Source organism: Frankia gtarii (genome assembly GCF_025403375.1).
GTDB classification, from domain to species: domain Bacteria; phylum Actinomycetota; class Actinomycetes; order Frankiales; family Frankiaceae; genus Frankia; species Frankia gtarii.
This window is the reverse complement of record NZ_JAMPTM010000144.1, coordinates 1-16,642: the sequence shown is the minus strand read 5'-3', so window position 1 is coordinate 16,642 and position 16,642 is coordinate 1. Positions and strand designations below refer to the sequence as shown.

Annotated in this window: 13 protein-coding genes and 4 tRNA genes; 8 read left to right on the top strand and 9 right to left on the bottom strand. The window is 71.0% G+C overall.

Features of this window, described 5'->3' with window-relative positions:
• Positions 1-148 precede the first annotated feature (148 nt).
• Positions 149-220 (bottom strand) — tRNA-Val (locus tag NBZ83_RS19780).
• 436 nt (positions 221-656) lie between these two features.
• Here NBZ83_RS19780 and NBZ83_RS19775 point away from each other — a divergent pair.
• Positions 657-1,088: an SsgA family sporulation/cell division regulator gene (locus NBZ83_RS19775; RefSeq protein WP_009739629.1), complete on the top strand. Its 432-nt coding sequence runs from the start codon at positions 657-659 to the stop codon at positions 1,086-1,088.
• Positions 1,089-1,272: 184 nt separating this feature from the next.
• Here NBZ83_RS19775 and NBZ83_RS19770 read toward each other — a convergent pair whose 3' ends face one another.
• Positions 1,273-2,373, bottom strand: coding sequence for a chorismate-binding protein (locus tag NBZ83_RS19770; RefSeq protein WP_261566312.1), 1,101 nt, complete (start codon positions 2,371-2,373; stop codon positions 1,273-1,275).
• A gap of 347 nt (positions 2,374-2,720) precedes the next feature.
• Between NBZ83_RS19770 and NBZ83_RS19765 the strand changes: the two genes are divergently transcribed.
• The 3 genes from NBZ83_RS19765 to NBZ83_RS19755 all read left to right on the top strand — a co-directional run bounded on the left by NBZ83_RS19765 (position 2,721) and on the right by NBZ83_RS19755 (position 2,991).
• Positions 2,721-2,793: transfer RNA gene (locus NBZ83_RS19765), tRNA-Gly, on the top strand.
• Between the two features lie 42 nt (positions 2,794-2,835).
• A tRNA-Cys gene (locus tag NBZ83_RS19760) sits at positions 2,836-2,907 on the top strand.
• Positions 2,908-2,919: 12 nt separating this feature from the next.
• Positions 2,920-2,991: transfer RNA gene (locus NBZ83_RS19755), tRNA-Val, on the top strand.
• Between the two features lie 159 nt (positions 2,992-3,150).
• Here the strand turns inward: NBZ83_RS19755 and NBZ83_RS19750 are convergent.
• Together NBZ83_RS19750 and NBZ83_RS19745 are read right to left on the bottom strand one after the other, a co-directional pair.
• Positions 3,151-3,999 (bottom strand): N-acetylmuramoyl-L-alanine amidase, encoded by an 849-nt coding sequence (locus NBZ83_RS19750; protein WP_261566311.1) that lies wholly within the window; start codon positions 3,997-3,999, stop codon positions 3,151-3,153.
• A gap of 113 nt (positions 4,000-4,112) precedes the next feature.
• Complete coding sequence (locus NBZ83_RS19745; RefSeq protein ID WP_261566310.1) at positions 4,113-4,922, bottom strand: DUF3097 domain-containing protein; 810 nt, start codon at positions 4,920-4,922, stop codon at positions 4,113-4,115.
• Positions 4,923-5,105: 183 nt separating this feature from the next.
• On the opposite strand from NBZ83_RS19745, the gene NBZ83_RS19740 reads away from it, so the two are divergent.
• Positions 5,106-5,693 carry an isochorismatase family protein gene (locus tag NBZ83_RS19740; protein ID WP_261566309.1) on the top strand — a complete coding sequence of 196 codons (588 nt, stop codon included), beginning with the start codon at positions 5,106-5,108 and terminating at the stop codon, positions 5,691-5,693.
• 156 nt (positions 5,694-5,849) lie between these two features.
• Here the strand turns inward: NBZ83_RS19740 and NBZ83_RS19735 are convergent, their stop codons facing one another.
• The 4 genes from NBZ83_RS19735 to NBZ83_RS19720 all read right to left on the bottom strand — a co-directional run bounded on the left by NBZ83_RS19735 (position 5,850) and on the right by NBZ83_RS19720 (position 8,557).
• On the bottom strand, positions 5,850-6,143 hold the full coding sequence (locus NBZ83_RS19735; protein ID WP_136447338.1) for a DUF4193 domain-containing protein: 294 nt from the start codon (positions 6,141-6,143) through the stop codon (positions 5,850-5,852).
• A gap of 214 nt (positions 6,144-6,357) precedes the next feature.
• Positions 6,358-6,891 carry a DUF3145 domain-containing protein gene (locus NBZ83_RS19730; protein ID WP_165699159.1) on the bottom strand — a complete coding sequence of 178 codons (534 nt, stop codon included), beginning with the start codon at positions 6,889-6,891 and terminating at the stop codon, positions 6,358-6,360.
• 187 nt (positions 6,892-7,078) lie between these two features.
• Positions 7,079-8,047 (bottom strand): SPFH domain-containing protein, encoded by a 969-nt coding sequence (locus tag NBZ83_RS19725; protein WP_261566308.1) that lies wholly within the window; start codon positions 8,045-8,047, stop codon positions 7,079-7,081.
• 75 nt (positions 8,048-8,122) lie between these two features.
• Positions 8,123-8,557, bottom strand: a complete 435-nt coding sequence (locus NBZ83_RS19720; protein WP_261566307.1) for an NfeD family protein — start codon at positions 8,555-8,557, stop codon at positions 8,123-8,125.
• A gap of 125 nt (positions 8,558-8,682) precedes the next feature.
• On the opposite strand from NBZ83_RS19720, the gene glgX reads away from it, so the two are divergent.
• The 3 genes from glgX to treZ all read left to right on the top strand — a co-directional run bounded on the left by glgX (position 8,683) and on the right by treZ (position 15,406).
• The gene (gene glgX / locus NBZ83_RS19715; RefSeq protein WP_261566306.1) at positions 8,683-10,902 is read left to right on the top strand and encodes a glycogen debranching protein GlgX; all 2,220 of its coding nucleotides are present in this window, start codon (positions 8,683-8,685) and stop codon (positions 10,900-10,902) included.
• Complete coding sequence (gene treY / locus NBZ83_RS19710) at positions 10,892-13,387, top strand: malto-oligosyltrehalose synthase (protein ID WP_438803154.1); 2,496 nt, start codon at positions 10,892-10,894, stop codon at positions 13,385-13,387. Before glgX ends, treY begins: the two co-directional genes overlap by 11 nt.
• A 255-nt stretch (positions 13,388-13,642) precedes the next feature.
• Positions 13,643-15,406 (top strand): malto-oligosyltrehalose trehalohydrolase, encoded by a 1,764-nt coding sequence (gene treZ / locus NBZ83_RS19705; RefSeq protein WP_261566305.1) that lies wholly within the window; start codon positions 13,643-13,645, stop codon positions 15,404-15,406.
• A 434-nt stretch (positions 15,407-15,840) separates the two neighbouring features.
• Here treZ and zapE read toward each other — a convergent pair.
• Positions 15,841-16,642 (bottom strand): cell division protein ZapE (gene zapE, locus NBZ83_RS19700; protein ID WP_261575558.1); only part of this gene is annotated, 802 nt, incomplete at its 5' end.

Genomic DNA, 16,642 nt, shown 5'->3' with positions numbered 1-16,642 from the left:
ACCCCGGACCGCCCCAAACCACTTCAAAGAACGAGATTCCCCACACCCCCCAAACCCGGGGGGTCCGAGGGGTCGCCCCCCCGGGCAGACATTGCGCGGGACCTTCGCAGGCCCCCACCGGGGGCGCAACATGACAAGCCAGATCGCGTGGGCGTACGTGGTTTCGAACCACGGACCTCTGCCGTGTGAAGGCAGCGCTCTACCACTGAGCTATACGCCCTTGCGGGTGATGAAACTACCTTACACGGCGCCGATCCGGGCCGGTGCAGGGGGTCCCGGTGGACGGATACGCCGATGTCCGCCGTCCCGCCCGGTGGCCGGACTGGGCCAGGTTCGCCGCGACTGGCCGAGGTTGAGAACCACCCGGACGGGGAAGGCTCAAGGTGGAACGGCCTTGGCAGGTTGGCCTGATGCTCGGGGGGACGTTCGGACGCTACGGATGGTAATCATCCGCCCGCCTGCGGTGGGGGTACACCTAGCGGCCGACCGATCTAGGATCTACCCGGGAAAGGTTCACCCTTCCGGGCCAGTCAACTCGCCCGAACTGCCGTAACGGATGTTGTCTTGGCATAATCTTGTTTCCAACGGGACTCGGAGAGGGAACTATCCCGTTACACGGGTGCTCGCCCGCACCACGCACCATGAGAGGCCGCCCGATGACTATTCGTCACGATTCGATCACCGCCGAACTCGCCCTTCGACTCGTCGTCCCCGGCGGCGCTCCGGTGCCGGTCGCCGCGACGGTCCGGTACGAGCCGGCCGACCCGTATGCGATCAGCATCGGCTTCCGCACGGGAGCCGACGAGGTCGTGGAGTGGACCTTCGCGCGCCAGCTCCTGAGCGACGGCGTCCGCCGTCCGGCCGGGGACGGTGACGTGCAGGTGTGGCCGGCCGCCCAGTCCGGTGGGCGGATCGTCTGCCTGTCCCTGTCCAGTCCTTCGGGACACGCCTTGTTCGAGATGCCGCGTTCCGAAGTGCTGGCCTTCCTGCGGCGGACGTATTCCGCTGTGCCCCTCGGCGGCGAGAGCGACATCATCGATCTTGATGCGGAACTCGCCCTACTGATCTGGGGCGGCCCCGAGCGGTGATCTCACCGGGGTCGGGATCGCTGCCCGACCCCGGCAGGCCGGTGCGGGCACTGTTCGACAGGGGATCGCCTCCTGTACCTGAGGCGGTTCCAGATTCCATCGCACGCGCAGCATCCACCCGCCTGGTCGGGCTCTGCCCGGCCAGGCGGGTTGTCGTCTGTGCACCGATGAAGCTCCCCTCGTCTCAGTCGCTCGCCAGCCCCACCAACCGGTGGGCTTTGAGCTCGGTCTCGCGCCACTCCCCCTGCGGGTCGCTGCCCCAGGTCACGGCGGCGCCGGTGCCGAACCACAGCCGGTCCGCATCGAACCAGAAGGTACGGATGCCGACCGAGAGCCATCCTCGACCGCTGTCGGCATCCACCCAGCCGATCCCGCCGCAGTAGGGACCGCGCGGCCCCGGTTCCAGTTCGCGAATGATCCGTAGCGCGCTCGACTTGGGCGCGCCGGAGACCGAGCCGGGCGGACAGGTGGCGGCCAGCAACTCCGGCCAGCCCATCCCGGGCCGCAACCGGGCCCGCACCGTCGACACGAGGTGGACCAGGCCCGGATGATGTTCGACGGCGCACAGAGCCGGCACGGTGACACTACCGGTCCGGGCCACCCGCCCGAGGTCGTTGCGCACCAGATCAACGATCATGATGTTCTCGGTGACGTCTTTGTCCCGAAGATCGCGCACGGTCCGCCCGGTGCCCTTGATGGGCCCGGAACGCACAACGTCGCCATCCCGCGCGAGGAACAGCTCCGGCGAAGCCCCCGCAATCCGCAGGCCCGCCTCGGGAACGTCCAACGCGAGCGCGTACGGGGCCGGATTCCCGGCCGCGAGGACCGCGGCGAGCGCGGCGGGGTCGGGTTCGACCGGTTCGCCACCGGGACCGGCGGGGGGCAGCGGCGCGGACAGCAGCCGGCAGAGGTTCACCTCGTAGACGTCACCCGCGGCGATGCGCTCCCGGATGGTGACCGCGCCCGCCACGTAGGCGGCGTGATCGAGGCTGGTGGTCCATGCCCGCGGGTCCGGGCCACGCCACGGGCCTCGACTCAGTGCCGCGGGACCGGCCGCGGGCACCGAACGCACGTCGGCGAACCGGACGCAGCGCAGCGCTCCCTCGAAGTCGACGACCACGGCCCAGAAACCACCGCGTTCCAGCACCGCGGGATCGTCACTGATCTCCACGACTCCCGTGGCGAGCCGGTCGCCGGCGAGCAGGTACGAAAGTGACCTGGACCGCGGGACCGCCGTGGACCCGCGGGCGATCGGTTCCGGAGCGCCCACGTTCGTCCGGCTCATTCCGATCACGTTACCGCCTTCCCCCACGACCCGCCGGCCTGCGATTCGCGCCCCGCGGGCCGCTCACCCGCGTCCATGGAACGCATCACGACGGCTGTCACGCAGACCGGCGGCGCAGACCGGCGGCGCAGACCGGCGGCGGCGAGGCGGCGGGGCGGCGGGAAGGCCTCGGATGGGGCCGGCACGAGCGTCGACCGGTGCGGTGGACGTGCCGTGGGCGAAACCCGACGTTCACGTGGGACACCTTGACCCAACGCAACATTCCCGCGACGTCTGGCGGGCCATTCGACGTAGAGGCCGTTCGTCCGCTAGAGTGCTAGCTGCACCGCCAAGAACGCTGGTGCAGCGCGGACGTGGCTCAGTTGGTAGAGCATCACCTTGCCAAGGTGAGGGTCGCGGGTTCGAATCCCGTCGTCCGCTCGGGAACAGAGGGGCTAGAGGTCCGTACCAGCGGCCTCCCGCGGCGGAGTGGCCGAGTGGTTTAGGCAAGGGCCTGCAAAGCCCTGTACGCGGGTTCGATTCCCGCCTCCGCCTCTGATCCATTGCGGGCGATTAGCTCAGTGGGAGAGCGCTACCTTGACACGGTAGAGGTCACTGGTTCAATCCCAGTATCGCCCACCCCGCAGAACAGCGTTTCATCTGCCTCGAACGGCCACTCCACGGAGTGGCCGTTTTCATGTCCGTGCACGGCCGCGCCGCCGGCCCGGAAGACGCCCGCCCACACGGATCCGCTGCGGCACAGGCTGTCCCACCGCGGCGCGTCCACCACCGGCCAGATCAGCGCGGCGCCGCCGACGGTGAACCCTCGACCAGGAGGAACGCGGTCACACCGTCGGCGAGGCCGCTCGCCGCCCGGGCCCGCCAAGCTGGATCGACGATTTCCGCGGCGTCGGTCCGGTTGCGCATGTTTCCGCATTCGAGGAACACCTTCGGGACGCGGGAGAGGTTCAGCCCACCGAGATCGGACCGGATCGTCATCCCCTCCTTTCCCAGATAGTCGGCCAGTGGCTGGCCGGTGGCACGACCGAACGCCGACCGCAGCGTCCCCGCGAGTCGACTCGACGGGGCGAGGATCACCGCGTTGGTCCGGTCGGGGCTCAGCGCGGGCGCGATCACGTGGAACCCGCGGCCCTGGGCGGGCCCCCCGTCCGCGTGGATGGAGACAACCGCGGCCGCTGCGGCGCCGTTACCGATCCTCGCCCGCTCGTCGACGCACGGGCCCACCCCGTCGTCGTTCGGCCGGGTCAGCACGACCCTGGCGCCGCGGGAGCGCAGGATCACGGCCGCCCGCTGGGCGAGATCGAACGTGAAGGCGTGCTCCGGATAGCCACCGTCGGTCTCGGCACCGACGGTGTCGCACTCCTTGTCGAAGCCCCCAGCGGGCACCGGCCGGCTGATGGCTGTGGCCGCCCGGTTGTTACCGCCGTTGTGGCCCGGGTCGAGCACGATGGTGCGGCCGGCGAGCGCCGTCGCGGCGACGACAGTGGGCGAGACACCGGGCGCGGGGGCACCGACGCCGTTTCCGTCCGAGCCGGTCAGCGCGAACCGCAGACCGAACCCGGCCACCAGGGCGACGGCGACCACACCGACGGCTTGGACAAGCCTCGGCCTGATCCACACCGGCATCGTGTCTCCCGCCCACGAAGGGGTCGAGCTGCCCCGTCCGCACTCACCGTATGCGAACGTCCGAATCCGGCCCGAACCGGGCGCGGCGCGGCGCGGGGCGGCGCGGGCAGCCGTCAGGCCGTGACGAAGTCGATCAGCCGCTCCACGGCGCCAAGCAGGCCCACCTCCAGGTCGGTGTAGCTGTCGACGGACGCGAGCACCCGGCGCCACAGGTCGCCGGGCTCGGCGACGCCCAGCGCCCGGCACACCCCCTCCTTCCACGGCTCGCCGCGGGGCACCGTCGGCCAGGCCCGGATGCCGATCGACGCCGGCTTCACCGCCTGCCAGATGTCGATGTAGGGGTGCCCGGTGACCAGCACATGCTCGCCGACAACGGCGGCCGCGATGCGGCTCTCCTTCGATCCGGGGACGAGATGGTCGACGAGGACACCCAACCGCCGGCCAGGCCCCGGCCGGAAGGTCTCGACCACCGCCGGCAGCTCGTCGACGCCATCGAGGCTCTCCACCACCACGCCCTCGATGCGCAGGTCGTCGCCCCACACCCGCTCGACGAGGGCGGCGTCGTGCACACCCTCCACGTAGATGCGGCTGGCGCGGGCAACCCGGGCCCGGTGACCGGCGACGACGCGCGAGCCGGAGGCGGTACGCGAGGGGGCGGCGGGCGCCGCGCGGCGGGGCCGCACGAGCGTGACCCGGCGCCCCTCCAGCAGAAAGGCGCCGGGTTCGAGCGGAAACACCCGACGGGCGCCGTGCCGGTCCTCCAACGTCACCGCGCCGCGCTCGGCGCCGACCACGGCGCCGCAGAAACCGGTCGCGACCTCCTCGACCACCAGGTCGGGTTCGAGCTCGACCTCCGGCGGCGGAGCCGGGCGAGTGCGGGCGGCGGGTGCCAGGACGTCCCGGCTATAGTCGCGGCTGCGCATGCTCCGAACCTAGGCCGCCAGATCGCCATGATCAGGGATATCGACGCGGGCGTGTCGAGATACGACAGTGGGGGCATATCCGCACACGGCGCCCCTGGCCCAGCGCTGGCTCGTGGTGGTCCGGTCCGACCAGGCCGGGTGGCGCGAGCGGAGAAGCCGTCTGGAGCAACGGGAGGCACCGCGGTGACCGCACGTTACGGGCCGGGAGTCGCCCTGCTGGTCGTGGACGTTCAGAACGACTTCGCCGACCCGACAGGCAGCCTCTACGTCGCCGGCGGCGAGAAGATCATCGACGGGGTGAACGCCGAGGTCTCCGCCGCGGTGGCCGCCGGGTCCCCGGTGTTTTACAGCCAGGACTGGCATCCCGCGCGTACCCCGCACTTTGTGACCGACGGCGGTGTCTGGCCGCCGCACTGCGTGGCAGACACCACCGGCGCAGGGTTCCACCCCGATCTGGTCGTGACCGGCGAAGTGATCCGCAAAGGGGTGGACGGGGCCGACGGCTACTCCGCCTTCTCGGTGCGAGACCCGGCCTCGGGGCATCGGTCGGCGACGGTGCTCGAAGAGCGTCTCGCTCGACTGGGCGTCTCGACGCTCGTCGTGGTCGGCCTGGCCGGCGACCACTGCGTCCGGGAAAGCGCGCTGGATGCACGCCTACTGGGCCTGACGGTACTGCTGCCGCTGGCCCACACCAGATTCGTCAACCTCAACCCAGGCGACGACGAACGGGCAGTGGCGGCAATGCGGGACGCGGGCGTGCTCGTCACCTGAAACATCGTCGCCTGAAACATCCTGGCGGGCCGCGGAGGGTACGGTCGCGACTGATCGGCAGCGGGATGCTGTCAGCGGGCATGCCACCGCCACGGCCGTGGCGTGTCGTGAGCCCACGCCAGAGGCCATGCGGTGGAACTATCCGAACGCGGCTCCTCAGGCCGCGCAGTCTCGGCAGATCATGCGGCGCTCGTCCACGAGCTGACTACGGTGATGCACGAGGTAGCACTGCGTGCAGGTGAACTCGTCAGCCTGCCGCGGAAGCACTCGGACATTGAGTTCCTCTCCGGCCAGGTCGGCACCCGGCAGGCCGAGCTCGGTTTCGAACGGATCAACATCGTCACCGAGATCAGTCGCCGCGTCCGCCCGCCGCGCCTTGAGGGCCTCGAGGCTCTGCTCCGAGGCGTCCTCTATGTCAGCCGTACGAGGTGTGTCGTAATCGGTGGCCACTGAATAACTCCCAGAAAGGTTGTGCGTGGTCGTGCGCAAGCCACAACGCATGACCGCCGGGGTATGTGCCCGTCAGACCCGCGCTACCCTGGTGTGGGCTTCGCCACACCCTCGCAACCATCTCCGCGTCGATGCGTCGCGTGGCCCTGAACATCCGCGGTGCCTACCCGACTCGGTGCGGCCCAACCCGGCCGCGGGCCGGCTGCGCGGGTCGCTAGCCGGTGCGCCGCAGCCAGGTGACCGGGGCCCCATGAGCGCCTCGACGCAGCGGCTCGAGGACATCGTCCCAGGCCGTCCCGAGCAGGCGGTGCAGGCCCCGGGCGAGGGTCTCGCGAGCCTCGCCCCGTTCCAGCAACGCCCGCAGGGCCGCCTCGCCGACCACCACGTCGCCGTTGGCGGCGATCGCGGCCCGGTGCAGGCCGAGATCGGGGGTATAGGAATAGCGCTCGGCGTCACACCCGGGTGAAGGCCCCTCGACGGTTTCGAAGGTGACGTGCCCAAGCCGGCGCAGCGCACCGGCGACCCGGCCCGCCGTGCCCGGGGACGCTCGCCACTCCAGCCCGGCGAAGAGGAATCCGGGCATGCCGGGCTGCGCCGTCCAGGTCAGCGACACAGGTGACGACAACACTCCGGACGCGCCGAACTCCAGGTGCGGGCACAGCGCCGGCGGACAGGCGAGCACCGCCAGCTTGCCCGGCACGGCGAAGGACGACGAGCCGGATGACAGCTCACGAGCTGTCGAGGACATTGCGACCACGCGGGACCTCCGTCGACGAGGAACGCCTTCCCCTGCGCCTGTCGACTCGCCCCCGGATAGCTTGGCGAAATCGTCCCATGGTCCGGCTCGGCGGACTAGCCCCACCCCCCTCCGGAAGTATGACTAATTGGGCGGAAGACCGGCCCAGGGCAACCATCCTCCCCGACCGGGGGATGGTTCATCCGGATAGCTCGCCCGAGACAGGCTCCGGCCGCTTCGGTGCGGCCCCGTTGGGTCCGCCGCCGCCGGCGGGTGCGGGTGCGGCGGGTGCGGGTGCGGCGGGTGCGGCGCCCAGCAGGCCGCCCAGGCCGCTGAGCGCGCCGGTCAGTTCGCTCGGCACGATCCACAGCTTGCTCGCCTGCCCCTGGGCGATCTGCGGCAGCGTCTGCAGGTACTGGTAGGCCAGCAGCTTCTGGTCGGCGTCGCCCTCGTGGATCGCCCGGAAGACGGTTCCGATGGCCTTCGCCTCGCCCTCGGCGGTGAGGATCTGCGCCTCGCGCTCGCCTTCGGCCCGCAGGATCGCCGCCTGCTTCTCCCCCTCGGCCCGCAGGATCTCGCTCTGCTTGACGCCCTCGGCGGTCAGGATTGCCGCGCGGCGGTCCCGCTCGGCCCGCATCTGCTTCTCCATCGAGTCCTGGATGGAGCGTGGCGGGTCGATGGCCTTCAGTTCCACCCGGTTGACCCGGATGCCCCACTTGCCGGTGGCCTCGTCGAGCACCCCGCGCAGCTGCCCGTTGATCTGGTCGCGGGAGGTGAGGGTGGCCTCCAGGTTCAGCCCGCCGATGACGTTGCGCAGCGTGGTGACGGTGAGCTGCTCGATGGCGCGGATGACGTTGGCGATCTCGTAGGTGGCCGCCCGTGGATCGGTGACCTGGAAGTAGATCACCGTGTCGATCCCGACCACGAGGTTGTCCTCGGTGATCACCGGCTGCGGCGGGAAGCTGACCACCTGCTCGCGCAGGTCGATGCGGTCGCGCACCCGGTCGACGAACGGGACCACGATCGCCAGCCCCGGAGTGAGGGTGCGGTGGTACCGACCGAGGCGTTCCACCACCATCGCCCGCGCCTGCGGGACGATGCGCACCGCCCGCACCAGAAAGATCAGAACTACCGCCGCGACCACCACGGCGACGATGACACCTGCCATGACGTACCCCTTCCCTGTCGGACCCGCGGGCCTTGCCGTGACCCCACCGGCCCCGGGGACCCCGGGGGCGCGAAGTCAGATCTCGAATCGGTGCACGATGGCGGTCGCTCCGTCGATGCGCAGGACGCGCCCCTCGCTGCCGACCTCCAGCGCGGTCGTGGTCGGGTATGACCGGGCCGACCAGATCTCTCCCTTGATCTTCACCCGGCCGCCCTCCCCGTCCACCCGCTCCAGCACCAGCACCCGCTCCCCCACCAGCGCGTCCGCGCCGGTGCGCAGTTCGGGGGTTCGCTGCAGGTGCCGGCGGGCCACCGGACGAAGCCCGAGGCCGAGGCCGCCGGCCGCCACGACGAACCCGACGATCTGCCAGGCTGCGTCGACGCCCAGTAGCGCGACGGCCGCGCCCACCAACGCCGCCAGTGAGAACATCACCAGCGTCAGGTCCAGCGTGAGCAGCTCGCCGGCGAGCAAGGCGCCGGCGACGACGACCCAGATCGCCCAGTCGGCCATGACTCCATGCTAGGCCCGGCCGTCAGCAACCGATCAATGAAACCTCAATGATCGTCGAGGCTCTGACCTCACATTTCGCGCGCCCCCGGATCAGAGCATCCGTCCTGGCCGTAGGCTTCGTTCGTATGTCGCAGGTATGGCCGGGCAGCCCTTATCCCCTGGGCGCCACATATGACGGGTCGGGGACGAATTTCGCGCTCTTCTCGGAGATCGCCGACCGGGTCCAGCTCTGCCTGTTCGACGAAGCGGGTCAGGAGGACCGGGTCGACCTGAAGGAGGTCGACGCCTTCGTCTGGCACGCCTACCTGCCCACCGTCGGACCGGGGCAGCGCTACGGCTACCGGGTCCACGGCCCCTACGACCCCGCCCACGGCGCCCGGTGCAACCCGCACAAGCTGCTGCTCGACCCGTACGCGAAGGCCGTTGACGGCGAGATCGCCTGGGATCAGGCGGTGTTCCCGTACACCTTCGGCGACCCGGATGGCGTCAACGACGCCGACTCCGGCCCGCACATGATGAAGTCGGTCGTGATCAGCCCGTTCTTCGACTGGAACGGCGACCGTCCGCCGCGCACGCCGTACAACGAGTCGGTGTTCTACGAGGCGCATGTCCGCGGGCTCACCAAGAACCATCCCGGGCTGCCCGAGGAGTACCGCGGCACCTACGCCGGCATCGCCCACCCCTTGATGATCGACCATTACCGCAAGCTCGGCGTCACCGCGATCGAACTGCTGCCCGTGCACCAGTTCGTCCACGACGAGCACCTGGTCAGCAAGAACCTGCGCAACTACTGGGGCTACAACTCGATCGCCTTCCTCGCCCCGCACAACGGCTACTCCGCCTCCGGCGGGCACGGCCGGCAGGTGCAGGAGTTCAAGGGCATGGTCAAGAACCTGCACGAGGCCGGGATCGAGGTGATCCTCGACGTCGTCTACAACCACACCGCCGAGGGCAACCACATGGGGCCGATGCTGTGCTTCCGCGGCATCGACAACGCCGCCTACTACCGGCTCGTGGACGACGATCCTCACTACTACATGGACTACACGGGCACCGGCAACAGCCTGCGGGTGCGCCACCCCCACGTCCTGCAGCTGATCATGGACTCGCTGCGGTACTGGGTGACGGACATGCACGTCGACGGCTTCCGCTTCGACCTGGCCGCGACGCTGGCACGGGAGTTCTACGACGTCGACCGGCTGTCGTCGTTCTTCGACCTGGTCCAACAGGACCCGGTCGTCTCCCAGGTCAAGCTGATCGCCGAGCCGTGGGATCTCGGCGAGGGCGGCTACCAGGTCGGGAACTTCCCCCCGCTGTGGACGGAGTGGAACGGCAAGTACCGTGACACCGTTCGTGACTTCTGGCGCGGCCAGGACCACGGCATCGCCGAGTTCGCCTCCCGGCTGACCGGGTCGAGCGACCTGTACGAGAACAGCGGGCGGCGCCCCTGGGCGTCGATCAACTTCATCACCGCCCACGACGGCTTCACGCTGCGCGACCTCGTCTCGTACAACGACAAGCACAACGAGGCCAACGGGGAGGACAACCGGGACGGATCGGACGACAACCGCTCCTGGAACTGTGGAGTCGAGGGGCCGACCGACGACCCGGACGTACTGTCCCTGCGGACCGCGCAAACCCGTAACCTGCTCACGACGCTACTGCTGTCCCAGGGGGTGCCGATGCTGGTCGCCGGAGACGAGATGGGGCGCACCCAACACGGCAACAACAACGCCTACTGCCAGGACAACCCGCTCTCCTGGCTGGACTGGGCGGACGCCGAGCGCAACGCCGACCTGGTGGAGTTCGTCGGCCTGCTGTCCAAGCTGCGCAAGGACCATCCGATCTTCCGGCGCCGCCGGTTCTTCCAGGGGATCTCCCTGCGCGGGCAGGGCGCCACGGCCCGCGGCGCCGCGACCGACGACCCGGCCGTGACGGACGACCCGGCCAAGAAGGACATCGTCTGGCTGCGGCCGGACGGCACCGAGATGTCCGACACCGACTGGGAGTCCGGCACCGCCCGCTCCCTGGGCGTCTACCTCAACGGCGACGGCATCCCCGACCCGGACGCGCTCGGCCAGTCGATTTCCGACGACTCCTTCCTGCTGTACTTCAACGCGCACTACGAGCCCGTCGCCTTCCGGGTGCCGGCGCCGAGCTTCGGCGCGACCTGGGAGACGGTCGTCGACACCCGCAAGTCCACCGCGGAGATCGACGCCACCCTGGAGGCCATCCCCCTGGCCCACTCGGCCCTGGACCCTGCCGACGTGGGCAAGGTGGTCAAGACCGGCGACCCGATCGAGATCGACGCCCGTTCGACGGTCGTGCTGCGCCGTGTCGACTGAGCCCACCCCCCCACCGGGCGGGCCCAGAGCCGAGCGGGTGGTGCCGACCTCGACCTACCGGCTCCAGCTCAACCTCGACTTCTCCTTCACCGACGCGGCCGTGATCGTCCCCTACCTGGCCACGCTCGGCGTGTCCCACCTGTACCTGTCGCCGGTGCTGGAGGCCGCCCCCGGCTCGACGCACGGCTACGACCTCGTCGAGCACGGCCAGATCAACCCCGAGCTCGGCGGGACGGGCGGCCTGCGCCGGCTGACCGCCGCCTGCCGCAAGGCCGGCCTCGGGATCGTCGTCGACGTCGTCCCGAACCACATGTCCGTCACCCCGGAGACAGCGAACTCGGCCTGGTGGTCGGTGCTGCGCGAGGGGCCCGACTCCCCCTACGCCTCCTGGTTCGACATCGACTGGGCCGCGCCCGACAACCCGGGCCGGGTGCTGGTCCCGATCCTCGGCGCGGGCCTCGCGGACTGCCTGGCCGCCGGGGAGATCTCCGTCGAGCAGGACACCGAGGGCGCGTGGGTCGTCGTCTACTACGACCACGTGCTGCCGACCGCGCCCGGCACCGCCGACCCCGACGACGTCGCCGCCACCCTGGACGCCCAGTACTACCGGCTGTGCTGGTGGCGGGTCGCCGCGAGCGAGCTGAACTACCGCCGTTTCTTCGACATCACGACCCTCGCCGGGCTGCGCCAGGAGGAACCCGACGTCTTCGCCGCGACCCACCGGCTGCTCATCGAACAGGTCCGGGCGGGCACGTTCGAAGGATTGCGCATCGACCATCCGGACGGCCTGGCCGACCCCGAGGGCTACCTGCGACGGCTCGCCGACGCCTCCGGCGGGGTGTGGACCGTCGTCGAGAAGATCCTGGAGCAGGACGAGGCCCTGCCCGACACCTGGGCCTGCGACGGCACCACCGGCTACGAGGGGATCGCCCGGCTGACCCGGCTGTTCCTCGACCCCGTCGCCGGACATCCACTCGCCGCGCTCTACCAGGAGATCACCCGCGCCGATCCCGACTACGAGGCCGAGGCGCGGGCCGCCAAGCTCGACGTGCTCGCGGGCGTGCTGCAGCCCGAGGTAGACCGGCTGACCGCGCTCGCCCTCGGGGAAGCCCGGGAGGCCCGCGCCGACCTCACCCGCACCGGGCTGCGGGAGGCGCTGTGCGAGGTGCTGGCCGCCTTCGACGTCTACCGGGCCTACATCCGCCCGGACGGCACGCCGAGCCTGGAGGCCCGCGGCCACGTGGTGCGGGCCTGCGAGCAGGCCCGGTCCTACCTGCCCGGCCGCGCCACCGAGGTCGACCTGATCGAGGACCTGGCCCTGGGCGGTCCGCCCGAGTTCGTCACGCGTTTCCAGCAGACGTGCGGCCCGGTGATGGCCAAGGGCATCGAGGACACGGCGTTCTACCGCTACTCCCGGCTCATCGCCCTCAACGAGGTCGGCGGCGACCCGTCGCGCTTCCCGGCGTTCACCACCGGGCATCCGCGCAGCGCCGTCACCGAGTTCCACGAGGCGAACCTGGCGGTGCAGCGGAGCTGGCCGCTGACGATGACCACCCTGTCCACGCACGACACGAAGCGCTCCGAGGACGTCCGGGCCCGCCTCGCCGTCCTCTCCGAGGATCCACGCGGCTGGGCGGAGGTGGCCGGCAGCCTGGTCCGCCTCGGCGAGCGTCACCGCGACACCGAGCAGGGCTGGCCGGACCGGCCCACCGCCTACTTCCTGCTGCAGACCCTCGTCGGCGCCTGGCCGCTGCCCACCGAGCGGGCGACCCAGTACATGCTCAAGGCCGTCCGCGAGGCGAAGGTCTACACCAGCTGGACCGACCAGGACCCCGCCTACGAGGCAGCGCTGACGAACTACATCGAGTCGGTGCTGGAGGACGAGGAGTTCCTCGCCATCCTCACCGGCTACGTCGGCACCCTCGTTGAGCTCGGCCGGCAGAACTCGCTGGCCCAGAAGCTGCTCCAGCTCACCGTCCCCGGCGTCCCGGACCTGTACCAGGGCCAGGAGCTGTGGGACCTGTCCCTGGTCGACCCGGACAACCGCCGCCCGGTCAACTACGGCGACCGGACGAAGCTGCTCGCCGAGCTCGGCGGCGAGCCCGGCGCGGACACCGGCACACCGCGGCGCCCACCGGTGCTCGACGACTCCGGCGCCGCGAAGCTGCTCGTCGTCACCCGGACGCTGCGGACCCGCCGCGAGCACCCCGAGTGGTTCGGCGACCGGGCCACCTACCGCCCCCTGTGGGCGTCGGGTTCGGCCGCGGAGAACGTGGTCGCCTTCGCCCGCTCCGAGTCGGTGGTCACCGTGGCGCCCCGGCTGGTCCTCGGCCTGCGCCGCGGCGGCGGCTGGCGCGACACCACCATCCCGCTGCCCGAGGGCCGCTGGACCGACGTCCTCACCGGCCGCCGCCACGACGGCGGCACCGCCTACGTCCTGCGCCTGCTGCGCGACTTCCCCGTCAGCCTCCTCGTCCGCTCCTGATCCGGCAGCGGCCGGGCGGCGCGAACGGGCCCCTTCCGCGAGACGACCTCCGCTGTCGTCGGTCATCTGCACGCCGACGGGGTCGGGGCGGGTGTCGCGGTGCGGATCACGGATCCCACCTGGTGCGTCCGCTGCCATGAGGCTGGTCACAGGGGGCCGTTTCACCCGGTGAAACCGGGTCCTGCGGGCACCTTCGGTGAGGGCCGTTGTCACGGACACGGCATGTCACCCGTCGGCGGAAGGTAGACAGGAGCTATGAGCACCTTCCGGCTGTGGGCCCCGGACGCCAAGACGGTCAGCCTGGTCGTGGCGAATTCCGCCGGCGACGCCACCCATGAGATGTCCGCCGGGCGGCGGGGCTGGTGGTGGGTGAACGTCCCCTCCGCGAAGCACGGCACGGACTACGCGTTCGTGCTTGACGGGGGCACCGAGGAGCTTCCCGATCCCCGCTCGGTCTGGCAGCCGGCGGGGGTGCACGGCCGGTCCCGGCTGGTCGACCACTCGACGTTCCACTGGTCGGACGCGAGCTGGCGCGGCATCGCGCTGGCCGGCAGCGTGCTCTACGAGCTGCACGTCGGGACGTTCACCCCCGAGGGCACCTTCGACGCCGCGATCGGCAAGCTCGACCATCTCGCCGAGCTCGGCATCGACGCCGTCGAGCTGCTGCCGGTCAACGCCTTCCCGGGCCACCACGGCTGGGGCTACGACGGGGTGGGCCTGTCCGCCGTGCACGAGCCGTACGGCGGGCCGGACGGGCTGAAGCGGTTCGTCGACGCGGCGCACGCCCACGGCATCGGCGTGATCATGGACGTGGTCTACAACCACCTCGGCCCGGACGGGAACTACCTGGGGCAGTTCGGGCCGTACTTCACCGACCGGTACATCACTCCGTGGGGGCCGGCGGTCAACCTCGACGCCCCCGGCTCCGACGAGGTCCGCGCATTCATCCTCGACAGCGCGTTGTCCTGGCTACGGGACTTCCACTGCGACGGGCTGCGCCTGGACGCCGTGCACGCCTTCCAGGACAGCCGGGCGATGCACCTGCTCGAGGAGATCGCCGAGTCGGTGCACCGGCTCGGGGCGCAGGTGCGCCGGCCGCTGTTCGTCGTCGCCGAGTCCGACCTCAACGATCCCAAGCTGGTCGTCGCCCCCGAGGCCGGCGGGTACGGCCTGGACGGCCAGTGGTGCGACGACGCCCACCACGCACTGTGGGCGACGCTGTCCGACGAGCGGCAGGGCTACTACATCGACTTCGGATCGATCGAGACACTCGCCCACGCGCTGACGAAGGGTTTCGTGCACGAGGGCGGCTACTCGACGTTCCGCGGCCGTTCCCACGGCCGGCCGATGCCGCCGACGACGCCGGCCTACCGGTTCGTCACGTTCCTGCAGAACCACGACCAGATCGGCAACCGGGCGGTGGGCGACCGGTCGTCGGCGCAGCTCAGTGATGGTCTGCTGCGCATCGGCGCGGCCCTGCTGCTCACCTCGGCGCTGACCCCGATGCTGTTCATGGGGGAGGAATGGGGGGCGCACACCCCCTGGCAGTACTTCACCGACCACACCGCGCCCGGTCTCGGCGACGCGGTGCGCGAGGGGCGGCGCGCCGAGTTCGCCGAGCACGGGTGGGGGCCCGACGACGTCCCCGACCCGCAGGACCCGGCGACGTTCGAGCGGTCGAAGCTGGACTGGTCCGAGCCGACCCGCCCGGGCCACGGCAGCCTGCTGGACTGGCACCGCCGGCTCATCGGGCTGCGCCGCAAGCTGCCGGCGCTGACGGACCCGGCGTGGTCGTCGGTGGAGTGCCCCTACGACGAGGAGGCCCGCTGGCTGGTGGTGCGCCGCGGGGACGTGGCGATCGTCGTCAACCTGTCGTCGCAGCGGCAGGCGGTGCCGCTTGACGGGGTGCCCTTCGACGCGCCGGCGGCCTCGGCGCCCGGCTTCACCTACATGCCGGGCCGCGTCGAGCTCGACGGCGAGTCCGTCGTCATCACCCGACTGCTGCCGCCGGCCGGCTGAGCGCCGCCGCCCGGCTGAGCGCCGCCGCCCGGCTGCATGGCGCCGCCCGACGTCGCCGGTCAGCGGCGGATACGGTCCCGGGACAGCAGGAAATACAGCCCGCCGAGCACCGCCAGTCCCACCAGCAACACCATGACGAGCAGCACGACGTAGGTTCCCATGCGTCCATCGTCGCAGGATCAGCCGACGATCGCGGCGGTCCGGTCCCCGATGTCCGTCCGGTGCCGCCGGGCCGCCGGGCCGGACTGCTGCGAGGCCGCCATCCCTGGGGAAAGCGCAAGGCTCCTACTTGACCTTCCCGGCCGAAGCTGGGCGCGGATCCGACCAGTTGTTGGAGGTTGATGACGGTTCCGGGCCCGACGGACCGCCATCAACCTCAGCAATTCAGGCAGGCACGCCGGACGCGGACATGCGGCCGGCGGGGCCGGCGAGGTTCAGGCGGCGGCGGTGAGGCGGGCGCCGTCGCGGGCGAGCGCCGCGAGACGCGACACCGCCCGCTGGTACTTCTTACGATGCGGCCCGGCGAGCAGCTCAGCGCCGAACAACTCCCCCAGCCCGACGCCCGAGGCGACGATCGGGATCGACCGGTCGTAGAGCCGGTCGGCGAACGCGACGAACCGCAGCGCCACGGCCTGGTCGGCGACCGGCGCCACGCCGTGCAACGCGACCAGCCCCACCCCGTCGACGAGCGCCCCGTAGCGCGACGGGTGCAGCCCCGCCAGATGCGTGCACAGCGCGGCGAACCCGTCCTCGCTCGCCCCCTCGAAAGCGGCGGCGAACGCCGCGACCTCGGCGTCCGGGCATGGCGGGGGTGGTGCCGGCAGTCCCCGGTGACGGTAGTCGCTGCCGTCGATGCGCAGGACGTCGAAGCGGGCGGCCAGGCCCTGGATCTCGCGCAGGAAGTCGGCGGCGGCGAATCGGCCGGCGCCGAGATCCTCCGGCTGGGTGTTGCTCGTCGCGGCCAACGCGACACCCGCGTCGGCGAGGCGGGTCAGCAGGGTCGACATGAGCACCGTGTCGCCCGGATCGTCGAGCTCGAACTCGTCGATGGCAACCAGCCGCAGCCCGCCGAGGGCCTGCACGGTCGTGGCGAAGCCGAGCGCCCCCACCAGGGAGGTGAGCTCGACGAAGGTGCCGTACGCCTTCGGGCCCGCAACCGAGTGCCACAGCGAGGCGAGCAGGTGGGTCTTGCCGACGCCGAACCCGCCGGCGATCACGATCTTCGCCGAGATCGTC

Bases quoted from the DNA above. Each gene is read 5' to 3' on its own strand.
- NBZ83_RS19770 (WP_261566312.1), bottom strand. From the start codon at position 2,373: ATGAGCCGGACGAACGTGGGCGCTCCGGAACCGATCGCCCGCGGGTCC.
- NBZ83_RS19775 (WP_009739629.1), top strand. From the start codon at position 657: ATGACTATTCGTCACGATTCGATCACCGCCGAACTCGCCCTTCGACTC.
- NBZ83_RS19745 (WP_261566310.1), bottom strand. From the start codon at position 4,922: ATGCGCAGCCGCGACTATAGCCGGGACGTCCTGGCACCCGCCGCCCGC.
- glgX (WP_261566306.1), top strand. From the start codon at position 8,683: ATGTCGCAGGTATGGCCGGGCAGCCCTTATCCCCTGGGCGCCACATAT.
- NBZ83_RS19750 (WP_261566311.1), bottom strand. From the start codon at position 3,999: ATGCCGGTGTGGATCAGGCCGAGGCTTGTCCAAGCCGTCGGTGTGGTC.
- NBZ83_RS19725 (WP_261566308.1), bottom strand. From the start codon at position 8,047: ATGGCAGGTGTCATCGTCGCCGTGGTGGTCGCGGCGGTAGTTCTGATC.
- NBZ83_RS19720 (WP_261566307.1), bottom strand. From the start codon at position 8,557: ATGGCCGACTGGGCGATCTGGGTCGTCGTCGCCGGCGCCTTGCTCGCC.
- NBZ83_RS19730 (WP_165699159.1), bottom strand. From the start codon at position 6,891: ATGTCCTCGACAGCTCGTGAGCTGTCATCCGGCTCGTCGTCCTTCGCC.
- treZ (WP_261566305.1), top strand. From the start codon at position 13,643: ATGAGCACCTTCCGGCTGTGGGCCCCGGACGCCAAGACGGTCAGCCTG.